Here is a 23,308-nt window from a genome sequence, read left to right as displayed (position 1 = left end):
GAAACAAGGGCATGCTTCGGCATGTCCTTTTTACTTTTCGCAGTAATAAAAAGTAACTTTATGCCGGTTTTTTGTTGAAAAACACAAATTCAGCCTCATATAGCTTAACCTGAGCCACAGTGATGCTCGACGCTGCAAGCATGCCTAGTTATAATGCCGCGTCTAATTTGCCAAGAAGACGGCGTTGTTGCGAAAACACACTGTCTTCATCAAGATTCAAGGAAGCAGCCCAGGCTGTTTTAAATCAATCACAGGTCAGCACCAAGGTGCTGAAGAAAATTGAGGTAGAAGAATGCAAGTTTCAGTAGAAACGACTCAAGGCCTGGAGCGCCGCCTGACCATTACCGTACCTGCCGACAAGGTAGAAGGCGAAGTAAACAGCCGCCTGCGTCAACTGGCTAAAACCCGTCGTATCGACGGTTTCCGTCCAGGCAAAGCGCCGCTGACCGTTATCAAGAAAATGTTTGGTGCCTCGGTAGCAGAAGATGTTGCTGGCGATTTGATGCAGCGTAACTTCTTTGAAGCCGTGATCAGCGAAAAGCTGAACCCGGCTGGCATGCCAACCATGGCACCGTCTGCACTGAAAGCCGGCCAGGACTTTACCTTTACCGCCACGTTCGAAGTGTATCCAGAAGTGGAAGTAAAAGGTCTGGACGCCGTTACTGTAGAGAAGCCACAGGCTGAAGTACAAGACGCCGATCTGGACAAGATGATCGAAACCCTGCGCAAGCAGCACGCCGACTGGACTGCCGTTGAGCGTGAAGCCACCACTGACGACCGTGTAACCATGAACTTCGTGGGCTCGGTAGACGGTGAAGAGTTTGAAGGCGGCGCCGCCGAAGACTTCGTTCTGGTATTGGGTTCCGGCCGCATGATCCCGGGCTTCGAAGAAGGCCTGATGGGCAAGAAAGTGGGTGACGACTTTACTCTGGAAGTGACTTTCCCCGAGGAATATCACGCCGAAAACCTGAAAGGCAAGCCGGCCCAGTTCGCCATTGCCGTGACCAAGGTAGAAGCCCAGCAGTTGCCTGAGCTGACCGAAGAATTCGTCAAGCGTTTCGGCATTGCCGATGGCGCCGTTGACGGCCTGAAAGCAGAAGTGCGCAAGAACATGGACCGTGAACTGGCCCAGGCTCTGAAAGCCTCTGTTAAAGAGCAGGTGATTGACGGTCTGCTGGAGCAAAATCCGGTTGATGTGCCAAAATCACTGATCGACAATGAAATTGAAACACTGCGCAAGCAAGCGCTGCAGCGTTTTGGTGGCATGGATCCGAAAAACGCACCACAACTGCCTGCCGAGCTGTTCCAGGAACAGGCCGAGCGCCGTGTACGCGTAGGTCTGCTGCTGGGTGAAGTGATCAAGCAGAACGAAATCAAGGCCGACGATGCCAAGGTTCAGGAGATCATCGCCAACATGTCTTCTGCCTATGAAGATCCGGCTGAAGTGGTTGCTTATTACAACGAAAATCCAGAAATGCTGGAAAACGTGCGTAATTTGGCCATCGAAGATCAGGCGATTGAATTCGTACTGAGCCAGGCCAAAGTAACCGACAAGCAAGTTAGCTTTGACGAACTAATGAACAAGCCAGGCGCTGGCGCTTAATAACCAGTTGACTTAGGCGTTAAGCTCTTGCGTATAATGGCCCTAGTGTAAGTGCACTCGGGCCATTTTGTTTTAGGGACAATATCTTATGTCAAATATGCATGATTCGATGACGAACGGGCCCCTGGCTGCTCTCATTCCCATGGTGGTAGAGCAAACTGCCAAGGGTGAGCGTTCTTATGATATCTATTCTCGCTTGCTGAAAGAGCGGGTGATTTTTCTGACCGGCCAGGTTGAAGACCACATGGCCAACCTGATCTGTGCTCAGTTGCTGTTTCTGGAGTCGGAAAACCCGGAAAAAGACATCTATTTGTATATCAACTCACCGGGTGGCTCTGTGACTGCCGGCATGTCGATTTACGACACCATGCAGTTTATCAAGCCCAACGTCAGTACCGTGTGCATGGGGCAAGCCGCTTCCATGGGCGCCTTTTTGCTGGCGGGCGGTGCCGAAGGCAAGCGCTTCGTGCTGCCGAACAGCCGGGTGATGATCCATCAGCCACTGGGTGGTTTCCAGGGGCAGGCGTCGGATATTCAAATCCACGCCAAAGAGATTCTCTACATTAAAGAAAAGCTCAATCGTCTGCTGGCCAAACATACCGGTCAGGATCTGTCGATTATTGAACGCGATACCGACCGTGACAACTTCATGTCTGCCGATCAGGCCAAAGAATACGGCCTGGTTGACGAGGTGCTGTTCAAGCGCGATTGAGCAAAGCGGGGCGGGGTGCTGTACACTCTTTAGATAGGGTGAGTCGGGCACTCCTCAGCCTGTACGCATATGAGGTGACTGAATGACAGAAAAACGCAAGGGCGAAGGGGACGGCGGCAAGCTGTTGTACTGTTCTTTTTGTGGTAAAAGCCAACACGAAGTGCGCAAGCTCATTGCCGGCCCTTCCGTCTACATTTGTGACGAATGTGTCGAGCTGTGCGAAGATATCATTCGGGAAGAAATCAAGGATATTTCGCCCAAGCAAGAGGGCGACGCACTGCCGACGCCACATGAAATTCGCGCCAACCTGGATGACTATGTCATTGGCCAGGATCATGCGAAAAAAGTGCTGGCCGTTGCCGTGTATAACCACTACAAGCGGTTGCGCAATGCAGGTACCACAGACGGCGTTGAACTGGGCAAGTCCAACATACTGCTGATTGGTCCTACCGGTTGCGGTAAAACCCTGCTGGCTGAAACCCTGGCCCGTTTGCTGGATGTGCCTTTCACCATGGCGGATGCCACCACCCTGACCGAAGCCGGTTATGTGGGTGAAGATGTTGAAAACATCATCCAGAAGCTGCTGCAAAAATGCGATTACGATGTAGAAAAAGCCCAGCGCGGCATCGTCTATATCGATGAAATCGACAAGATTTCCCGCAAGTCCGACAATCCGTCCATTACCCGTGACGTATCGGGTGAAGGGGTTCAGCAGGCTCTGCTGAAGCTGATTGAGGGCACGGTTGCGTCGGTACCGCCTCAAGGTGGTCGCAAGCATCCACAGCAGGAGTTTTTGCAGGTCGACACCTCCAAAATACTCTTTATCTGTGGTGGTGCCTTTGCCGGACTCGACAAGGTTATCGAGCAGCGCATGGACAAGGGCACCGGCATCGGCTTTGGTGCCGATGTGAAGTCGAAAGACAACAGCAGCTCACTGAGTCAGATTTTTACTCAGGTTGAGCCGGAAGATTTGGTGAAATATGGTCTGATCCCCGAGTTTATCGGTCGTCTGCCCGTGGTTGCCACCTTGACCGAGCTGGATGAAGCCGCCCTGGTGCAAATACTGTCCGAGCCGAAAAACGCGCTCACCAAGCAGTATGGAGCCCTGTTCGCGTTGGAAGACGTTGAACTGGAGTTTCGTGACGACGCCCTGCGCGCCATTGCCCACAAGGCCATGGAACGTAAAACCGGTGCTCGTGGCTTGCGCTCGATTGTAGAAGCGGTACTGCTGGACACCATGTACGATTTGCCGACGCAAGCGGATGTGGCCAAGGTAGTGGTAGATGAAACCGTGATTAAAGGTGAGTCGACCCCGTTGCTGATTTATCAGAAAGGGGAAAACCAGGCCGCTTCGGGTGACTGATAGCGTACCTGGCGCCTGATTGTCTCGGACCTGAAAATGCCAATTGGCGGGTCCGGTCACGAAAATGCGTCATTTTTGACCGGTTAAAAGGGGCTTTATGCCCCTTTTTCTGTTTTTATGTGTTCAACGATTGAATCTTCTGATCTCACCCCCATATACTGCTCAAGCGCTATTTCATTGCATTCAAGCCGAGAGGACACTATGACCCTAGAGCGTTCCGAACGCATCGATACCCCCGTTCTGCCTCTCCGTGACGTGGTGGTATACCCTCATATGGTGATTCCACTGTTTGTGGGACGGGAAAAGTCCATCCGCTGTTTAGAAGCAGCCATGGACCAGGACAAGAAAGTACTGCTGATTGCACAGAAAGAAGCAGGCACCGACGATCCGGTGGCTGACGATCTCTATCAGGTAGGTACCGTTGCCAACATACTGCAGCTGCTGAAACTGCCCGACGGCACCGTCAAGGTGCTGGTTGAGGGTGGCCAGCGGGCGCGCATGGAAAACCTGCGCGAAGAAGACGGCTATTTCATTGCCGAGGCCCAGTACCTTGAAACCGAGGCGCTGGACGAACGCGAACAGGAAGTACTGGTTCGCTCGGCCATCACCCAGTTTGAAAACTACATCAAGCTCAACAAGAAGATCCCGCCCGAAGTACTGACCTCGTTGTCGGCGATTGAAGATGCTGCACGCCTGGCCGACACCATGGCTGCTCACATGCCCCTGAAGCTGGAAGACAAGCAGAAGGTGCTGGAAGTGGCACAGGTTGGCGAACGCCTCGAATATCTGATGGCCATGATGGAATCGGAAATCGACGTGCTGCAGGTGGAGCGTCGTATTCGTGCCCGCGTTAAAAAGCAGATGGAAAAAAGCCAGCGCGAGTACTATCTCAACGAGCAAATGAAGGCCATCCAGAAAGAGCTGGGCGAGATGGATGATGTGCCCGATGAATTTGAAGCGTTACAGCAGAAAATTGAAGACGCGGGCATGACCGAAGAAGCACGGCAGAAAACCGACGCCGAGCTGGCCAAACTGAAGATGATGTCGCCCATGTCGGCGGAAGCCACAGTGGTACGTGGCTACATCGACTGGATGATTGCGGTGCCCTGGAAGAAAAAATCCAAGGTGAAAAAAGACCTGGCCAAGGCAGAAGAAACCCTGGATGCCGATCACTATGGTCTGGAAAAGGTCAAAGAACGCATCATCGAGTATCTGGCAGTACAAAGCCGGACCAGCAAGCTTAAAGGGCCTATCTTGTGTCTGGTGGGGCCTCCCGGTGTAGGTAAAACCTCGCTGGGACAGTCTATAGCCAAGGCCACCGGGCGCAAATATGTACGCATGGCACTGGGCGGCGTACGGGATGAAGCGGAAATTCGCGGTCATCGCCGTACCTATATTGGTTCCATGCCGGGTAAATTAATCCAGAAAATGGCCAAGGTGGGCGTTCGCAATCCGCTGTTCCTGCTCGATGAAATCGACAAGATGGCGTCCGACATGCGTGGCGACCCGGCATCGGCGCTGCTCGAAGTGCTGGATCCGGAGCAGAACCACAGCTTTAACGATCACTATCTGGAAGTGGATTATGACCTGTCGGACGTGATGTTCGTAGCCACCTCCAACTCCATGCATATTCCGGGTCCGCTACTGGATCGGATGGAAGTGATCCGGCTGTCGGGCTACACCGAAGACGAAAAACTGAACATAGCCAAAAACCACCTGCTGTCCAAGCAAATCAGCCGCAACGGGTTGAAGGAAAGCGAAATAGTGGTGGAAGATTCCGCCATTATCGGCATCATCCGCTACTACACTCGGGAAGCGGGTGTGCGTAGCCTGGAGCGCGATATCTCCAAGCTGTGCCGCAAGGCAGTGAAGGAAATATTGCTCAATAAAGACATCAAACAGGTCGTTATCACTCAAGAGAACCTGAAAAAATATCTGGGCGTGCAACGCTTTGACTACGGCAAGGCCGAAGAGCACAACCAGATAGGTCAGGTAACCGGCCTGGCGTGGACCGAAGTGGGGGGCGAGCTGCTCACCATAGAGGTGGCTAACGTGCCCGGCAAAGGTAAACTGGCGTATACAGGTTCTTTGGGTGACGTCATGAAAGAGTCGGTGCAGGCCGCCATGACAGTGGTACGTTCTCGTGCCGACAAGTGGCGGATTAACAGCGACTTTCACGAAAAACGTGATATTCATGTGCACGTGCCGGAAGGCGCTACCCCGAAAGACGGCCCAAGTGCGGGTGTGGCCATGTGCACGGCGCTGGTGTCCAGCCTGACGGGTAATCCGGTGCGAGCCGATGTAGCCATGACCGGCGAGATCACCCTGCGCGGCGAAGTATTGCCCATTGGCGGCCTGAAAGAAAAACTGCTGGCGGCGCGTCGTGGTGGTATCAAGCGCGTGTTGATCCCGAAAGAAAACGAACGTGACCTGGAAGAAATACCGGCCAATATTACACAAGAGCTGGAGATTTATCCGGTGCGTTGGATAGAAGAAGTACTGGAATTGGCACTGGAACAGCCACCCGAGGGCTTTTCTGCGGCGTCAGCGTAAGCTTTTTCGCCTGAACTCACGGTTCTGACTTGTCAGCAGCCCTGAGTCGCAGTAGCCTTGGGTAAAATTATTTGGCTACGCTTGCGACATGGATGGCATCGGACGTTAGCCAATAGGCATCAGCCTTGTTTTGGGGCCTTGCCATCCATTAATCAATAACAATATCGAAGGGTTGCTTCACAAAAGCAACGTATCAACGACAAGGGGAATGACTGTGAATAAATCTCAACTGATCGACAAGATCGCCGACGGCGCCGACATCACCAAAGCAGCTGCTGGCCGTGCCTTGGATGCCTTTGTTGAATCTATTACCGAGACGCTGAAAGAAGGCGAGCAAGTATCTTTGGTCGGCTTTGGTACTTTTTCTGTGCGCGAGCGCGCCGCTCGTACCGGCCGTAACCCGCAAACCGGTGCTGCCATCGAGATTGCTGCTGCCAAAACACCGGGCTTCAAAGCCGGTAAAACGCTGAAAGACGCGGTAAACTAATATATCTGGTGCCGGGCTTTTGGTCCGTTAAGCCATGACTTGAAAGGCGCATCAACTCGGTGCGCTTTTTTTTCGATTACGACACACACCCCTCTAGTGGGAGTAAAGACAGCTTATGTTTTTTGACAAACTAAGAGCAGGCGCCCAGGGCACCGTTTCTAAAGTCATTCTGATATTGATTATTTTATCTTTTGCCCTCGCAGGGGTTGGCAGCTATGTATCTCAGCCCAAGGCCGAGATTGCCGCCGAAGTGAATGGCGATGAAATCACAGCCCAGATGCTGGAAAATGCCTATCGCAATGAACGCAGCCGGCTGGAAAGCCAATTGGGCCCGCAATTCAGTGAACTGCTGGGTGACCCCTTGTACGTAGAACAGTTACGCCGTTCTGTACTGGAGCAACTGATAGAACAACGCCTGATTGACCAGAAAGTGGCAGAGTTGGACCTTTATGCCAGTGATCAGCAAGTGCGCAACGCCATTCGCGCCTTGCCGGAGTTTCAGCAAGACAATCAGTTCAATAATGAGCGTTATCAGCAGTTACTGGCGCGCAGTGGCATCAGTGCCGAACAGCTGCGAGACAATGTACGCCAGGATCTGAGTCGCCAGTTGTTATTGAATGCGGTCATTGGCTCGAGCTTTACTCTGGAAGCCGAAGCCGGTTTGCTGGATAGGTTAAGCCGCCAGCAGCGTGACGGTGAACTGGTGCGTCTGCCACTGGCTGCGTTTAACGCCAACGTCAGCCTCAGTGATGATGAGATCAAGGCCTATTATCAGCAGCATACCGAACAATTTAATCGCCCAGAGCAGGTAAAAGTGAATTACCTGCTGCTGGATGCCAGCACCCAGGCGGCAGTCAAGGTGGATGAAGCCGCCATTGATGCTGAATATCAGGCCAATTTAAGTGCCTACAGTCAGCCGGAACAACGCAGGGTAGCGCACATCATGCTGAACAAGAGCGAAGGAGCAGAAGAGAAGCTGCAAGCCATTCGCGAACGTTTGAGTGCGGGTGAGTCATTTGCCGAACTGGCCCAGGCCGAGTCGGACGATGTGTTCTCCGGTGCCAATGGTGGTGAACTGGAGTGGATGGAGCAGGGCACTCTGGATCCGGCTTTCGATAAAGCAGCATTTGCGCTGAACAAAACCGGTGACGTGTCTGACGTGGTAGAGAGCGAGTTCGGCTTTCACCTGATCACCTTGCTGGACAAGCGTGACGCCAAAACCAAGCCGCTGGCCGAAGTACGTGAAGCCATTGCCGCTCATTTAGCGCAAGAACAGGCTGGCAATGCTTTTTATGAGCAAGAGCAGCGGTTGGCCGAGCTGACGTTCGAGTTTCCGGACTCGCTGGACGTTGCCGCGGACGAACTGGGCTTGACCATAGTGTCTACCGATTACTTCTCGACAGAAGACGCACCGGCCGCCATTAATGATGCTCGCGTACTAACAGTCGCTTTTTCAGAAGACCTGCGTAATCAAGCCATGAATTCACAAGTGATTGAACTGGGCGATAACAAGGCGCTTGTACTGCATGTTACCGACTACAGAGCCGCTGCCGTGCGTGAGTTTGATGAAGTGAGCGAACAGGCTCGCGAGTTGGCTAAAGCGGCAAAAATACGTGAATTAGCAGCTCAGGCTGCCGCCGAGTTGCAGCAAGCATGGGCCGTTGGCGAACAGGCAGACTGGCTGGCAGAGCACAACCTGACCATGACCGAACTCAAGGGCATCACTCGTGACAGCGAGCAGGATCCTGCGATTGTCATGGCCTTGTTTGCCATGGCCGCGCCACAAGAGCAGGCCCCCAGCCTGCACTCTTTGGCGCTGGTTGATGGCAGCCAGGCGGTATTGAAGCTGAACGCGGTGACCACACCGCAAGAAGCTTCGGACCTGCTGAGCAACATTCAGCAAAATCAAACGGCCATGCAAGGTCAGCGTGACTATGAAAGCCTGCTAAAGGCGCTTAAGGCATCGGCCAGCATCAAATATCAAACATTAACATCAACCGATGAAAACTTTTGATATTGTTCAAATAATCAAGGCGCTGCGGCGCCTTTTTTATTCGCAATGAATCGCGTTTATTGCCAATATCCAATTGATTGAGAATAAAGATTTAACCTTGCTCTTGAAGGGCGTTTCCTTTTCGTTGGCATCTTGGTTATGATGACACTGCAAGGTAAGTACCATATGAAAAGCAGGTTAACGAAGTCGGAGAGCATCTTTTGATTAACGTATTCCTGGTTGATGACCATGAGTTAGTGCGCACAGGGATCCGACGCATACTAGAAGACGTCAAGGGAATGAAGGTGCTGGGCGAGGCCAAAAGCGGAGAAGACGCCGTACAATGGTGTCGCGAGCAGCATCCCGACGTGGTGTTAATGGACATGAATATGCCGGGTATTGGTGGCTTGGAAGCTACGCGCAAAATCTTGCGTTTTAATCCGGATATAAAAATCATCGTTCTGACCATTCATACCGAAAACCCGTTTCCTACCAAGGTAATGCAGGCTGGTGCCTGTGGTTACCTGACCAAGGGAGCAGGGCCGGAAGAAATGATCAATGCCATACGCCTGGTGCACAGTGGCCAGCGTTATATTTCACCCGAAATTGCCCAGCGCATGGCGCTGAGTCAGTTTTCCAATGATGAAAACCCGTTCAAGCAGTTATCGGAACGAGAGCTGCAAATCATGCTGATGATCACCAAGGGTCAGCGGGTGACCGATATATCCGAGCAGTTGAACCTGAGCCCCAAAACCGTGAACAGTTACCGCTATCGATTATTCAGCAAGCTGGATATCAACGGCGATGTAGAGCTGACTCATCTTGCCATACGCTATGGCATGCTGGACTCTGAAAAAATATAGCCAGATGACTCAGTCTTTTGATGCTCAGGCTTTTTTAAAGGTAGTCACCGAACAACCCGGCGTGTATCTGATGTTTGATGATGCCGGGGTAATTATTTACGTCGGTAAAGCCAAAAATCTTAAAAAGCGGTTGTCTTCTTATTTTCGTACTCAGGTGAGTGGCGAGAAGACCCGCGCCCTGGTGCGGCATATTCATGATGTACAGGTCACGGTTACCCATACCGAGACCGAAGCGCTGATCCTGGAACACAACCTGATCAAGCAGCATTTGCCGCGCTACAACGTGCTGCTACGGGACGATAAATCCTATCCCTATATCATCATCAGCGACCATCGCCATCCGCGCATTGGTTTGCATCGCGGTGCTCGCAAGAAAAAGGGTGAATACTTCGGGCCTTATCCCAATGGGGCCGCGGTGCGTGAAAGCCTGCACCTGATGCAAAAGCTGTTTCCGGTACGCCAATGCGAAGACAGCGTGTATGCCAATCGCTCTCGTCCCTGTCTGCTCTACCAAATCAAACGTTGTGCCGGACCCTGTGTAACGGGCCTGGTCAGCGATGAAGAGTATAACCATCAGTTGCAGCTGGCTCGCCTGTTCCTGCAGGGGAAAAACCAGCAGGTACTGCAAGATCTGGCCAATAGTATGGATGTGGCCAGCACCGAGCTGCGTTTTGAAGACGCCGCCAAATACCGAGATCAGCTACAGGCCCTGCGCCGGGTACAGGAACAGCAGTTTGTCAGCGGTAATGTGCTGGATGATCTGGATGTGATCGGACTTGCCCTGTCGCCCAGTCAGGCCTGTGTGCAGGTACTGTTTATTCGCCAGGGCAAGGTGCTGGGCAGTCGCAGTTATTTCCCCAAGATGCCACCGGATACCGACGCCGAAGAGATACTGCAAAGCTTTGTACTGCAGTTTTATCTGGCCGGTATTGGTGGGCGAGAAGCTCCCGCGGAAATTCTGCTCGATCATACCTTGTCTGACGAAGGCGTATTGAGTGACGCGCTCAGTGAGCATTATGGCCGCCGTATCAAGTTGCGCAGCCGCACCCGTTCCGAACGGGCTCGTTTCATTAAACTGGCGACCACCAATGCACAAACGGCCTTGGCCAGCCGTCTGGCACACAAGAGCACACAACGCCAGCGCTTGCTACAGTTAGAAGAAGTGCTGGCCTGCCCGCCGATTACACGCATGGAATGTTTTGATATCTCCCATACCATGGGGGAAAAAACCGTGGCCTCTTGTGTGGTGTTTAATCAAGAAGGCCCCCACAAAAGCGAATATCGACGGTTCAATATCACGGGCATTACCCCGGGTGACGACTATGCAGCCATGGAGCAAGCCTTGAGTCGGCGTTTTCATCAAGCCGATATCGACAAGCTGCCGGATATCCTGTTTATCGATGGTGGTTTGGGGCAGTTGGCGCGCGCCGAGGAAGTGATTGCCCGCGAGTTGGCCGACAGCCCACGCCAGCCGCTGCTGATTGGGGTGGCCAAGGGGGTCACACGCAAGGCGGGCCTGGAAACCCTGGTAATGGGCGGCAGCCACGAAGAACGTCATTTACCGGCAGACTTGCCCGCCTTGCACCTTATTCAGCATATACGCGATGAATCGCATCGCTTTGCCATTACCGGCCACCGCGCGCAGCGGGGCAAGGCACGTACCACCAGTACGCTGGAAACCATTGCCGGCGTAGGGGCCAAGCGGCGACAGGCGCTGTTGAAATACCTTGGCGGTATTCAGGAAGTAAAGCGTGCCAGCGTTGACGAGCTGGCCAAGGTGCCGGGGATCAGTCAGGCACTGGCAGAAAAAATTCACGATGCATTGCATCACTAAGCGGCATCATGCACCATGTAGCGGCATCATCTTATGGTCTTAAAATAATGATAAACATACCGAATTCTCTGACTTTCTTTCGATTACTGCTGATCCCCGTTTTTATTGTACTGTTTTATGTACCAATAGAGGGGGCCTACATGTGGGCCGCGGCCGTGTTTACCCTGGCCGCCGTTACCGACTGGCTTGATGGTTTTCTGGCGCGCAAGCTAAAACAGAATACGCCTTTTGGTGCCTTTCTTGATCCAGTGGCCGACAAGGTGATGGTGGCAGCCGCGCTCATCATCATAGTGGAAGATTACAGCAGCCCGCTGGTAACAATCCCTGCGCTGATCATGATTGGACGAGAAATCATCATATCGGCACTGCGCGAGTGGATGGCCGAAATTGGTCAACGTGCCCAGGTGGCCGTCAGCTGGATTGGCAAGTGGAAAACCACCATACAGATGGTGGCGCTTATTGGCCTGATCTGGCAGCAAAGTCTGTATATGATCTGGGGCAGTTACTTTTTGCTGTATGTTGCGACCATTTTAACCCTGTACTCGGCGTATGATTATTTGAAAGCCGCCTGGGGTGATCTGACTCGCACCGCGTAAGCCGTTAGTACTAAAAGTATGTTTAATATACAAAAATAAGTGCTTGCGAGTAAAAAATGTGCGAACGGATCAAAAAGACTAGATTAGAGTTGACCTAGATGCCGCAATCATTAAAATGCCTAGCAACTGAGTAACACAGCTCTACGGCGCGTTAGCAAAGCGGTTATGCAGCGGATTGCAAATCCGTTTAGTCCGGTTCGACTCCGGAACGCGCCTCCAATTTTGTGATAAGAAAGTCTACTGCCCGGATGGTGAAATCGGTAGACACAAGGGATTTAAAATCCCTCGCTCGCAAGGGCGTGCCGGTTCAATTCCGGCTCCGGGCACCATATAAAACACAAAAGCCACTCGCAAGAGTGGCTTTTGTGTTTTTTCATTCTGATAAATCTGATCAGTAATATCACTTTCATTACACAATCTATCTATTCGGCGATGGTCATATTTACCTCGAACAAAGGGCCGTTCTATCGACCCGTTTTGGATATAGGTAAACCACTTACCAGCCGCAGGTTTCTCGCAGTGGTTTAATTGCTTCGTCCAATCCTGAAGTATCGAAGATGGCGGTGAACGGATTAACGTTAAAAGGCGTGACCTGAGCGACCATGTTGTCGGCCGCCAGCATGTCTTTCAGCATCTTGACGGGCGCAGGATGATAGGTTGCCTGTCTGTCAGACGAGACATCCCACCGGGAGGTGTTGGCATCGCCGGCTCCAATTCTAAGCGTGACGCTTGCCTGGCTGCCCAGGTAAGTCCGCCAATTGATAAGCACCTCTGTCTTGTTTGATGCACAACGTGCGATCAGTTCGATTGGCTTGCCGAATCGGGTTCCACCAGAGTCGGCGGTCAGCGTTAACGTGATGGTGACCGAGTCATCAATCAGGTTGTTTTTGTTATCAAGGACCCATTTCCCTGTATTCCCGCCTTGAACTTGCACAGCGTGCTGGTCGTTCAGCGGGTGTGCCTTTGCAATCTGGTCGTAGCATGCCAGTCGGGTTCCATCGGACTCAATCATTGCACACTTTGCAATAGAGCCTGATGGTACTTGCTCGGCCATCACTGACGCTGATGCCGCTAATGCGACCGCGGCTAAGATTAACTTTTGCACTACGTAACTCCCTAGGCAAGATGTTGACGTTTTCTAATGAATATAGCGCTGATTGACCCCCTGCGGCAAAGTACCACCATAGCCGATACGCTGCGGATGTATACGATTATATCAAAACACCGAAAACATCATGCTCGTGTCGGTTTTCGGGGTGGTTGGGTATGAATGGCGAGGCACTGGCTATACGGCCTTATTGCTGGCGAGCTGATAGTGGTCCTGCCATGCATTCATCCAGCTGTTCATAGAGTGCCTTAAGTGATTGGTAAACCTGTTGAGCGTCTGCGGTGGCGGGTGCTATGGATGTAAAGTCATGATTGTTGAGATCGAGTGCATCTGAACGAGCCAGCCTTAGTTGGCTAAAGCCATAGCGGGTGCCCTTGGTTTGACCGAGTACTGCCAGTTTAAAGGCAATTTGATACTCGCTGGGTAACAAACCGAGTTGTCGTTTGTTGACCCTGAGCATACCCGGCGTATTGACGACATCGCGGCCAAAGTACACCACGGCATTGGTGTCGTCGTCCGGCGCAGGCAGGTATTCTTTAATGCAAGGCTCGATGCGGTCGGCTTTGAATGGGGTGTTGGAGAAAAACGCAATGCTCTCCAGCCGAGGCGGCCGGGTCTGGCTGACGGCCACGCCCGGGGTGTTGGGTGAAAGGGGCCTGGCCTTGGTGGGATAGGGCAGTGATGCCAGCTGAGTGCAGCCGCTCAGTAGCAATATCGGTAACAAGCAGGCCGACAAGGCACAAACGCGTAAAGTTGAATACTGTGGCACAGGGCACTGCCTTTGTTGCAAGAGATATATTGAGCCTAATACAAAATGCCCATCAGTAGATCCGAGATACCCGTAGAACTTAATTTGCTGCGACAGATTACAACGGACCCAGCCTCGCGCTATTATTAAGGTATCTGTTTCGATTGGGTTTATTATTACTTATGCGTCTTTTGCGAGGATTTACCGTGCCAGCCCTGCTTTTAGCCACTTTGGTGGCGCCATCGGCCATGGCTGCTCAATATCCACATAGCAGTGTAGATGAGGTGGTTTCTGCTTATGGTTATCTGGCTGAGGTACGTATGAAGCCTTACTTTATGCGGGCCAATATCACTTATCCGCCGCAAGAGGTGGTGTTGCTCGCCACCAAAGAGGAAAAAGCCCTGGAGTTGTGGGCACGCAATGACGGCGATTTTACCTTTATTCGCCGCTACCCCATCAGCAAGGCCAGTGGTGGGCCAGGCCCCAAGTTGAGAGAAGGCGACAAGCAGGTGCCTGAGGGTATTTATCGGATTACTCATTTAAACCCCAACAGCCAGTTTCATTTGTCGATGCGACTGGATTATCCCAATTCCTATGATCTGATGCGTGCCGCCAAAGAAGGTCGCACCAATCCGGGTGGCGATATTTACATTCATGGCAAGGCGCAATCTACCGGCTGTCTGGCGGTGGGAGATATTGCGGTAGAAGAGCTGTTTGTGTTGGTGAATAAAGTCGGTACGCACCGCGCCTCTGTGGTTATTGCGCCACACGACCCACGACGTGAGCCCTTGGATGGTTTTGCCGACAATTTGCCTCGCTGGGCCGTTGAGCTGTATGCCGATATCTCCCGCGAATTTGCAAAATATCCGAAAAGCGATATTTAATGGATGAATGCCGAGCCAGGCATTTTCCTGCAAGCGCTAATGCTTGCCCAGCGCTTTTAGCCGGGCATAAATAGTGGTTCGGCTCATGTTCAACTGACGAGCAGCGGCGCTGACGTTACCGTTATTTTCATTTAACGTTTGCACTACCAGTTGGTCCGTAAGGGATTTTAAATCCCTCGTGCGTGGCTGCAGGTCACTCATTTGTGGTAATTCTGGCAAATGCGTGACGTTAATGGACTGGCCTTCGGCCAGCACAATGGCCACTTCCAGCTGCTGCTTCAACTGTCGAATATTACCCGGCCAGTGATAGCTGCGCAGCCGATGTACGGCCTCTTCATCTATGCTTATCTTGCTCAAAAAGGCCTCTTTCGCGGCCAGCTCGGTCAGCAACCGCTCCAACAGTCGCGTAAAATCCTGCTCTTCATATTCCCGCAACGAGGGCAATTGCAGGGTAAAGCCGTTGATTCGAAAATACAGATCCTGGCGAAACGTCCCTTGTTCAACCATGTCAGCCAGGTCTTTGTGACTGGCGGCAATCAATTGAAAATCGACCGCTTGTGGTTCATGGCAGCCCAATGGGGTCACGGCTTTTTCCTGCAGTACCCGCAACAGGCGCGTTTGAGCCGCCAGTGGCAATTCGCCAATTTCATCGAGAAACAAAATGCCATGATTGGCGGCGCGAATATAACCCGGCCGTCCCTGTTTATGGCTGCCGGTAAAAGCCCCGGAGACGTAACCGAACAACTCGGCTTCCAGTAGTTCACTGGGCAGGGCGCCGCAGTTAACGGCAACCAGAGGACCTGCAGCCCGGGCGCTGGCCTGGTGTAACCGCCTCACCAAGTGATCTTTACCGGTGCCGGTTTCACCTTGAACAAGCAAGGGGATCTGTCGCGCCATTAATTTGAGGGCGGTCGACTCTCGCGGACACTGGGCAGGGGCGTTATCGGCAACAGAACGCGCAATGCGTGAGCCAGCCTGGCGGCTGAGCAGCGCTATGCCCTGTTTAACCGGAGTGAGTTGGCCTTGTTGCAGCTGGGCCAGCATGGCGGGAATATCCAGCTCGTTCAGCCAGTGGCGGGCACTGCGGTTGGCTCCCAGTAATTGGCCGTCTTCACGCAGAGCGATAATACCGGACCAGGGTTGCTGCAGGCTGCCGGCATCGGGGGCCAGGTTGAGGATCCAGTGCGCATGATGTTGATTCATCACCAGGGCGTTTTCTACGGCCAGGGCCATCAGTCTTGCGGTTAATAACATATCCTGGGCATGTTCGCCCATGTCACTGGAAATATCGATGACGCCCAACAGCTCGCCGCTGGGAGACAGCACCGGGCTGGCACTACAACTAATGCCATGATTGGCGGCTAAAAAATGCTGCTGCCCCAGAATACTCACTTCCTGCTGTTCGCTGAGTGCCGTGCCAATGGCGTTGGTGCCCATGCTTTGTTCATGCCAGCTGGCTCCATTGGCGAGGGCGATTTTTTGCGCCTGGTTGCCAAAATAGGGGTCGCCTGCGCTGAATAAAATAGTGCCCTGGGTATCGGCAAATAACAGGCGGCAGCGACGGCCTTGCTGGAGTTGTTCAAACAAGGGCAAGCTGCTGTTGAGATAGCCGAGTAATAATGCATGTTGCTGTTTCTTGTGCTTAACGTCTGAGATGGGCAGGCAAAAGGGGTCCATGCGACTGTGCTTATTCAAACCATACTCACGGCTGCGTTGCCATGAACGCTCTACTAGCTGTTGCGCTTGCGGCAGCCGAGAGAGAGCTGCCTTGTTCGTTGCATTTATCGTCATGATCGCACCCTGTTAAGAAACTGAACACCTGTACTGCACACCCTGTACGTCAACTGCACACCTTGCTGCCGACCGACTCGTCAAGATAATTAGAGTAGCCTGCCCAAACCCTTAATGTAACGGACTTGTAACCTTATTTTATTGATTTGCAGCAATTGGCACCGACTTTGCAACTCACTATGCGTCAAGTTATGCGTCAATTTATGAGTCAAGGCCAGGCTGCAGAGTCGAGCCGCCTGGCTTCACTTTCTGTGAGTGAGCTATCTGCAAGGAGAATCAGCATGATTTATCAGCAACCAGGGCAAGCCGGTGCCGTCGTCAGCTTCAAGGCACGTTATCAAAACTTTATTGGTGGCGAATGGCGAGAGCCGGTTAATGGTCGTTATATGGAAAATAGCTCGCCGGTTAACGGCGCCGTGTTTTGTGAAGTGCCTCGTTCCGATGCTCAGGATGTCGATCTGGCCGTACAGGCGGCCCAGGCTGCTTTTGTCAGCTGGAGTAAAACTGCCGTGGCCGAGCGGGCCAACGTGATGTTACGCATCGCCGATCGCATCGAGCAGAACACAGAAATGCTGGCGGTAGCCGAAACCTGGGATAACGGTAAGGCGGTACGCGAAACCCTGGCGGCAGATATTCCGCTGGTGGTGGATCATTTTCGCTACTTTGCCGGTGCCATTCGTGCCCAGGAAGGATCGGCTGCCGAAATCAATGCCACCACCGCCGCCTATCACTTTCAAGAGCCGGTCGGGGTGGTCGGGCAGATTATTCCCTGGAATTTTCCGCTGCTGATGGCGGCGTGGAAGCTGGCGCCTGTGCTGGCCTCGGGCTGCTGTACCGTGCTTAAACCCGCGGAGCAAACCCCGGTATCAATATTGGTGCTGATGGAGCTGATTGGCGATCTTTTGCCACCGGGCGTGATCAACGTGGTGAACGGTTTGGGTAAAGAAGCCGGCGAGGCGATATTGCGCCACCCCGGTATCGCCAAGCTGGCCTTTACCGGCTCTACGCCCGTGGGGCAACATGTATTGAAAGCGGCGGCCGAGCGTCTGATTCCGTCTACCGTCGAGCTGGGAGGCAAGTCACCCAACATTTTCTTTGAAGACGTGCTGAATTACGAACCGGAATTCGTTGATAAATGCATCGAGGGCATGCTGCTGACCTTTTTCAACCAGGGAGAAGTCTGTACCTGTCCGTCTCGCGCCTTGGTGCAGGAAAGTATCTTCGATGATTTTATGGAGCGCGTTCTGGTCCGTGGTCGTCAAATCAAGCAGGGCAATCCACTGGACACCGACACTCAGGTGGGGGCGCAGGCGTCGCGCGAGCAGTTCGATAAGATATTGCGCTACATGGAAATCGGCAGCAGCGAGGGTGCCAAGATGCTGCTGGGCGGCCAGGAAAACACCATCAGCGGGCTTGAAAACGGCTTTTATATTCAGCCAACCATTTTTCAGGGCAACAATAAAATGCGGGTGTTTCAGGAAGAAATCTTTGGCCCCGCGGTGGGAGTGACCACCTTTAAAGACGAAGCCGAGGCATTGGCCATTGCCAATGATACCGAATTTGGCCTGGGTGCCGGGCTGTGGACAAGAGACACCAATCGCGCCTATCGCATGGCGCGCGGTATTCAAGCCGGCCGCATCTGGATGAACTGCTATCACGCCTACCCGGCTCATGCGGCGTTTGGCGGCTATAAAAAGTCGGGTATTGGTCGTGAAACCCACAAGATGATGCTGGATCACTATCAATTAACCAAATGCATGCTGGTGAGTTACGACAGCAATCCCCTGGGCTTTTTCTGATTAGAGCAAATCATGATCTGGAATAACAGCGGTTAACTCCGTCACTGTTACAGTGAGTCAGGCTCAACAATCAGTGAAAGAGCCTGACGTTTGGATGCACGACAAGGCTGACAAGGTTCTGTCAGCACCTGATGATTGGTTTCTGGATTGATAAGGAAGATAACAGTATGAGCACAGCCACATTTTATATGCCTTCGGTAAACGTCATTGGTGCCGGAGCCGTCGAGCAGGCGGTCAATGAGCTAAGCCAGCTTGGTTTTAAGCATGCGTTAATTGTGACCGACAAGCCGTTGGTCGAGCTAGGCTATGCCGGCAACTTGCAACAGGCGTTGGCGCAAAAGGATATTCAGGCGAGCATTTTTGCCGACGTACAGGCCAACCCGACGACGGGCAACGTTGAAGCCGGTCTGGCACAGTTGCGCCAACATGACTGTGATTGTGTCATTTCGCTGGGGGGCGGTTCGCCCCACGACTGCGCCAAGGGCATTGCGCTGGTCGCCAGCAACGGCGGTGACATTCGTGATTACGAAGGTGTGGATCGCTCGGCCAAGCCCCAGCTGCCGCTGATAGCCATTAACACCACTGCCGGTACCGCCTCGGAAGTCACTCGTTTTTGTATCATTACCGATGAAAAAACTCACATCAAGATGGCCATCGTCGACAAGAACGTCACGCCCATTATGTCGGTAAACGATCCCGTGCTGATGAAAAACATGCCCAAGTCGCTAACGGCAGCCACCGGTATGGACGCGCTGACTCATGCAGTAGAAGCCTATGTATCGACGGCGGCCAACCCCATTACCGACACCTGCGCCCTTAAGGCCGTCACCTTGATCAGCCAATATCTGACCCGTGCGGTGAGTGATGGCACCGACATGGAAGCCCGCGAGCAAATGGCTTATGCCCAGCTGCTGGCCGGCATGGCGTTCAACAATGCGTCTTTGGGGTATGTGCATGCCATGGCCCATCAGCTGGGAGGCTTTTATGATCTGCCGCACGGCGTCTGTAATGCCATCTTGTTACCTCATGTACAACGCTTTAACAGCCAGGTGGCCAGTGCTCGCCAAACCGACATTGCTGCCGCCATGGGGCTGGATGTTTCCGGTATGAGTCAGGAACAGGGCGCCAGGCTGTGTATTGAGGCCATCGTCAAGCTGGCCGAACAGGTGGGTATTCCTGCGGGCCTGGCCGGTCTGGGCGTCAAAGAGGCCGATTTCGATACCTTGGCCACCAACGCCATGAAGGACGCCTGTGGCTTGACCAATCCGATTCAACCCACTCATCCGCAAGTGGTTGCCATGTTCAAAGCGGCATTTTAATCCGAGCGTTAAGCATACCAACCCCGCCATGGTGCGGGGATTTTTTGGATTTTTTTTTAAATAATGTAGTCAAATGAGCTGCAAAATCATCAGTGTCAACCACACTTAAGGTTTGCTGTTTAATCGTGTTTTTCTGTTACTGAATGCAAGGAGCCTGGCCATGTCCAATGAAGGTTATCATGAACCCATAGAAGAACTGAGTGATGAAACCCGCGATATGCACAGGGCCATCACCTCTCTGATGGAAGAGCTGGAAGCGGTAGACTGGTATAACCAACGGGTAGATGCGTGCCGGGATCCGGAGCTGAAGGCGATTTTGATCCATAACCGGGACGAAGAAAAAGAGCACGCCGCCATGGTATTGGAATGGATACGCCGCCGCGATACGGTACTGGATAAAGAGCTGAAAGATTATTTATTCACCAAAGGCGATATTTGTGATCATTGATTAACTCTCAGTGAGCGGGGAATGGGGAGCCGGGATTAAAATCCCCAATCCCCAATCCCCAATCCCCAATCCCCAATCCCCAATCCCCAATCCCCAATCCCCAATCCCCAATCCCTAATCCCTAATTCTAATGCCCCAGGATCTGGCTGAGGAACAATTTGGTACGTTCCGACTCCGGATGATGGAAAAAAGTTTCCGGGTCGTTTTCTTCGATGATTTGCCCTTCGTCCATAAAAATAACCCGGTCGGCCACGGTGCGGGCAAAGCCCATTTCGTGGGTGACGCACAGCATGGTCATGCCTTCTTCAGCCAGTTCTACCATCACATCCAGCACTTCCTTGATCATTTCCGGGTCCAGCGCCGAGGTGGGCTCATCAAACAACATGATTTCCGGATTCATGCACAGGCTGCGGGCAATGGCTACCCGTTGCTGCTGGCCCCCGGACAGCTGGCCGGGATACTTGTGGGCCTGCTCTTGAATTTTGACCCGAGTCAGCAGGGCCATCGCCACTTCTTCGGCTTCTTTTTTAGGGGTTTTACGCACCCAGATTTGTGCCAGGGTACAGTTTTCCAGCACGGTTAAATGCGGAAACAAGTTAAAGTGCTGAAACACCATACCTACTTCACGGCGTATGGTTTCAATGTGTTTCACGTCGTTGGTGAGCGGCGTATCCTTGACGATGATGTCGCCTTTCTGGTGTTCTTCCAGCCGGTTGATGCAACGGATCAAGGTTGACTTGCCCGAGCCGGAAGGGCCGCAGATGACGATGCGCTCGCCTTTGGTGACGGTCAAGTCAATATCGCGCAATACGTGAAAGTCGCCATACCATTTATTGACGCCGCGTAGCGTGACCATGGCTTCCTTGCTGTTTATATCCATTATCCTACTCCCATGGATGGCTAACCCGGGCGGTGGCCGGTGTTAAGTTTTCGTTCCAGATATTGGCTGTACTTGGACATGGCAAAGCAGAATACCCAATACACCAGGGCAGCAAATACATAGCCTTCGGTGGCATAACCGAGCCATTTGGAGTCCGCGAGGCCGGCTTGTACTATGGCCAGCAGGTCGAACAGGCCGATAATCAACACCAGGCTGGTGTCTTTGAACAGGGCAATAAAGGTATTCACTATGCCCGGTATCATCAGCTTCAGCGCCTGGGGCAATACGATGAGCAACATGGTTTTACTGTAGTTCAGCCCCAGTGCTTCGGCCGCTTCACTCTGGCCCTTGGGGATGGCTTGTAAACCGCCGCGTACCACCTCTGCGATATAGGCCGACTGAAAGAACACGATGCCGATCATGGCGCGGATCAGTTTGTCGAGGGTGAGTTCTTCGGGCACGAACAGCGGCAACATCACCGACGACATGAACAGCACCGTAATGAGGGGCACCCCACGCCAAAACTCGATAAATACCACAGACAAGCTGCGTACAATCGGCATGTTAGAGCGGCGGCCGAGAGCCAACAACGTCCCGATCGGCAAGGCGGCAATAATGCCCACTATGGCGATGATGAGGGTTAAGGTCAGCCCCCCCCACTGATGAGTAGGCACCACCTCCAGCCCAAACCAACCACCGTATAACAACCCATAGGCAATAAACGGGAATATCAGCAGCATAAAGGCCGCTACCCATGTTTTGAGCGGCAGGCGGGGCAGGGCCAACCACAGCAGTTGCAGTACGAACAGGACAAATGCCAGGTTGATACGCCAAATTTGATCGGCAGGGTAAAAGCCATAGGTAAACTGCTGCAGTCGGTTGCTGATGAACACCCAGCAAGCGCCGCCACTGACACAGGCCTCGCGGCTGTTACCCAGCCAGTCGGCCTCGATAATGGCCCAGTTAATGGTGGGTACCAGCAACAGATACAAACCATACAGCCCTGCCAGGGTCACCAGGCTGCTAATCGGCCCCGAAAACAGGTTGGTACGCAGCCAGCCAATCAGTCCTCTGTTGGCGGCAGGCGCCGTCTGCTGTGGGGTAATAGTGTTTTTATACATATTATCGCTCCACCAGCGCCATATGGCGGTTGAACCAGTTCATAAAGAAAGACACCGTCAGGCTGATGACCAGATAAACCAGCATGGTAATGGTGATCACTTCTATCGCCTGACCGGTCTGGTTGAGGGTGGTTCCGGCAAATACCGAGACCAAATCCGGGTAGCCAATGGCGGTCGCCAGCGAGGAGTTTTTGGTCAGGTTAAGAAACTGGCTGGTCAGTGGTGGAATAATCACCCGCATCGCCTGGGGGATGACGACCAGACGCAGCGTGAGGTTATTTTTTATGCCCAGAGAATGGGCGGCTTCGGTTTGACCGTGCGCCACGGCCTGAATGCCCGAGCGCACAATTTCGGCAATAAAGGCGGCGGTATAAATGGTCAGCGACAACCACAGCGCCATAAACTCGGGGATAACATTAATCCCTCCCCGGAAGTTAAATCCCCTCAGTTCGGGATAGCTCCACTCCAATGGTGCGCCCAGCAGTAAAAATGTCAGCGCGGGAAGCAGCAGTACCAGGCCCAGGGCTATCCAGCCAGCCGGAAAACGCTTGCCGGTCGCCTCTTGGCGACGTCTGTTAACTCGGATGAGCCAGAATGAGCAGCCGATGGCGATCAGGAGCGCTATGCCTACCCAGTAAAACCCGGAACCGGGCAAGGGCTCGGGCAAATACAGGCCACGTACGTTCAAAAAGGCGGCCTCACCAATGTTTAAGCTATCACGCGGGCTGGGCAGGGTGCGCAGTACGGCGAAGTACCAGAAAAACATCTGCAGTAATAACGGAATATTACGAAACAGCTCAACATAGGCCGATGCCAGGCGCGCAATGAGCCAGTTGGGGGAGAGCCGTGCAATCCCGATGATAAATCCCAGAATAGTCGCGCCGATAATGCCGAGAAAGGACACCAGCAGGGTGTTGAGAAGCCCGACTACAAAGGTGCGGCCATAGCTGTCCACCTCGCTGTAGGGGATTAACGATTGGGCAATGGCAAAACCGGCCGGATCGTCTAAAAAGCCAAAGCCGGTGGTAATGCCGCGGGTTTCGAGGTTGGTAAGGGTGTTGCTGATAATAAACCACAGCGCAACGGCAACGGCACTCAACAACAGCAGCTGAAACAGCAGTGCCCGTTTAGACGGGTCACGCCAGAATTTAACCTCGGTATGCGTGTGTTTGGTCGGTAAAGACATAAGCCAGCCCCAAAGAAGAG

At 52.9% G+C, this 23,308-nt stretch carries 19 protein-coding genes and 2 tRNA genes; 15 read left to right on the top strand and 6 right to left on the bottom strand.

From position 1 onward, the window contains the following. Positions 1-292 precede the first annotated feature (292 nt). The 11 genes from tig (at position 293) to IEW52_RS09800 (ending at position 12,333) form a co-directional block, all read left to right on the top strand. Positions 293-1,603: a trigger factor gene (gene tig, locus IEW52_RS09850; protein ID WP_188629900.1), complete on the top strand. Its 1,311-nt coding sequence runs from the start codon at positions 293-295 to the stop codon at positions 1,601-1,603. A 109-nt stretch (positions 1,604-1,712) separates the two neighbouring features. After that, positions 1,713-2,315 carry an ATP-dependent Clp endopeptidase proteolytic subunit ClpP gene (clpP, locus tag IEW52_RS09845; protein ID WP_373286225.1) on the top strand — a complete coding sequence of 201 codons (603 nt, stop codon included), beginning with the start codon at positions 1,713-1,715 and terminating at the stop codon, positions 2,313-2,315. A gap of 82 nt (positions 2,316-2,397) precedes the next feature. Continuing rightward, complete coding sequence (gene clpX / locus IEW52_RS09840; protein ID WP_188629898.1) at positions 2,398-3,678, top strand: ATP-dependent protease ATP-binding subunit ClpX; 1,281 nt, start codon at positions 2,398-2,400, stop codon at positions 3,676-3,678. A 201-nt stretch (positions 3,679-3,879) separates the two neighbouring features. Beyond that, complete coding sequence (lon, locus tag IEW52_RS09835; RefSeq protein ID WP_188629897.1) at positions 3,880-6,231, top strand: endopeptidase La; 2,352 nt, start codon at positions 3,880-3,882, stop codon at positions 6,229-6,231. A gap of 208 nt (positions 6,232-6,439) precedes the next feature. Further along, positions 6,440-6,718, top strand: a complete 279-nt coding sequence (gene hupB / locus IEW52_RS09830; protein ID WP_505756225.1) for a nucleoid-associated protein HU-beta — start codon at positions 6,440-6,442, stop codon at positions 6,716-6,718. A gap of 115 nt (positions 6,719-6,833) precedes the next feature. Beyond that, complete coding sequence (locus IEW52_RS09825) at positions 6,834-8,732, top strand: SurA N-terminal domain-containing protein (protein ID WP_188629895.1); 1,899 nt, start codon at positions 6,834-6,836, stop codon at positions 8,730-8,732. 200 nt (positions 8,733-8,932) lie between these two features. Continuing rightward, positions 8,933-9,574 carry a UvrY/SirA/GacA family response regulator transcription factor gene (gene uvrY / locus IEW52_RS09820; protein WP_188629894.1) on the top strand — a complete coding sequence of 214 codons (642 nt, stop codon included), beginning with the start codon at positions 8,933-8,935 and terminating at the stop codon, positions 9,572-9,574. 4 nt (positions 9,575-9,578) lie between these two features. After that, positions 9,579-11,408: an excinuclease ABC subunit UvrC gene (gene uvrC / locus IEW52_RS09815; protein WP_188629893.1), complete on the top strand. Its 1,830-nt coding sequence runs from the start codon at positions 9,579-9,581 to the stop codon at positions 11,406-11,408. A gap of 47 nt (positions 11,409-11,455) precedes the next feature. Further along, positions 11,456-12,004, top strand: coding sequence for a CDP-diacylglycerol--glycerol-3-phosphate 3-phosphatidyltransferase (pgsA, locus tag IEW52_RS09810; protein WP_188629892.1), 549 nt, complete (start codon positions 11,456-11,458; stop codon positions 12,002-12,004). A 145-nt stretch (positions 12,005-12,149) separates the two neighbouring features. Then, a tRNA-Cys gene (locus IEW52_RS09805) sits at positions 12,150-12,223 on the top strand. 23 nt (positions 12,224-12,246) lie between these two features. Then, a tRNA-Leu gene (locus IEW52_RS09800) sits at positions 12,247-12,333 on the top strand. Between the two features lie 167 nt (positions 12,334-12,500). Here IEW52_RS09800 and IEW52_RS09795 read toward each other — a convergent pair. After that, positions 12,501-13,109, bottom strand: a complete 609-nt coding sequence (locus IEW52_RS09795) for a type VI secretion system-associated protein TagO (RefSeq protein ID WP_188629891.1) — start codon at positions 13,107-13,109, stop codon at positions 12,501-12,503. A 190-nt stretch (positions 13,110-13,299) separates the two neighbouring features. Further along, positions 13,300-13,881 carry a hypothetical protein gene (locus tag IEW52_RS09790; RefSeq protein WP_188629890.1) on the bottom strand — a complete coding sequence of 194 codons (582 nt, stop codon included), beginning with the start codon at positions 13,879-13,881 and terminating at the stop codon, positions 13,300-13,302. Positions 13,882-14,066: 185 nt separating this feature from the next. Here IEW52_RS09790 and IEW52_RS09785 point away from each other — a divergent pair, with 185 nt between their 5' ends. Beyond that, positions 14,067-14,744 (top strand): L,D-transpeptidase family protein, encoded by a 678-nt coding sequence (locus IEW52_RS09785; protein ID WP_229667881.1) that lies wholly within the window; start codon positions 14,067-14,069, stop codon positions 14,742-14,744. A 36-nt stretch (positions 14,745-14,780) separates the two neighbouring features. Here the strand turns inward: IEW52_RS09785 and IEW52_RS09780 are convergent, their stop codons facing one another. Further along, positions 14,781-16,535, bottom strand: a complete 1,755-nt coding sequence (locus tag IEW52_RS09780; protein ID WP_188629889.1) for a sigma-54-dependent Fis family transcriptional regulator — start codon at positions 16,533-16,535, stop codon at positions 14,781-14,783. A gap of 281 nt (positions 16,536-16,816) precedes the next feature. Between IEW52_RS09780 and exaC the strand changes: the two genes are divergently transcribed. From exaC to IEW52_RS09765, 3 genes are all read left to right on the top strand, one after another. Beyond that, positions 16,817-18,334 (top strand): acetaldehyde dehydrogenase ExaC, encoded by a 1,518-nt coding sequence (gene exaC / locus IEW52_RS09775; protein ID WP_188629888.1) that lies wholly within the window; start codon positions 16,817-16,819, stop codon positions 18,332-18,334. A 167-nt stretch (positions 18,335-18,501) separates the two neighbouring features. Beyond that, positions 18,502-19,653: an L-threonine dehydrogenase gene (gene yiaY, locus IEW52_RS09770; RefSeq protein ID WP_188629887.1), complete on the top strand. Its 1,152-nt coding sequence runs from the start codon at positions 18,502-18,504 to the stop codon at positions 19,651-19,653. 160 nt (positions 19,654-19,813) lie between these two features. After that, a complete protein-coding gene (locus tag IEW52_RS09765) occupies positions 19,814-20,101 on the top strand; it encodes an encapsulin-associated ferritin-like protein (RefSeq protein WP_188629886.1) in 288 nt (95 codons plus the stop codon). A 127-nt stretch (positions 20,102-20,228) separates the two neighbouring features. Here the strand turns inward: IEW52_RS09765 and IEW52_RS09760 are convergent, their stop codons facing one another. Genes IEW52_RS09760 through IEW52_RS09750 form a run of 3 tightly spaced genes read right to left on the bottom strand, consistent with a single transcriptional unit; the run spans position 20,229 to position 23,288 of the window. Then, positions 20,229-20,981 carry an amino acid ABC transporter ATP-binding protein gene (locus IEW52_RS09760; RefSeq protein ID WP_444544016.1) on the bottom strand — a complete coding sequence of 251 codons (753 nt, stop codon included), beginning with the start codon at positions 20,979-20,981 and terminating at the stop codon, positions 20,229-20,231. A 20-nt stretch (positions 20,982-21,001) separates the two neighbouring features. After that, the gene (locus tag IEW52_RS09755; RefSeq protein ID WP_188629885.1) at positions 21,002-22,102 is read right to left on the bottom strand and encodes an amino acid ABC transporter permease; all 1,101 of its coding nucleotides are present in this window, start codon (positions 22,100-22,102) and stop codon (positions 21,002-21,004) included. Between the two features lies 1 nt (position 22,103). Next, entirely contained in the window at positions 22,104-23,288 is a 1,185-nt protein-coding gene (locus IEW52_RS09750; protein ID WP_188629884.1) for an amino acid ABC transporter permease, read from the bottom strand. Between the last annotated feature and the right edge of the window lie 20 nt (positions 23,289-23,308).

Origin of the sequence: Oceanisphaera marina (assembly GCF_014643915.1) — a bacterium.
GTDB classification, from domain to species: Bacteria; Pseudomonadota; Gammaproteobacteria; order Enterobacterales; family Aeromonadaceae; genus Oceanimonas; species Oceanimonas marina.
This window is presented reverse-complemented; position numbering and strand designations above follow the sequence as displayed.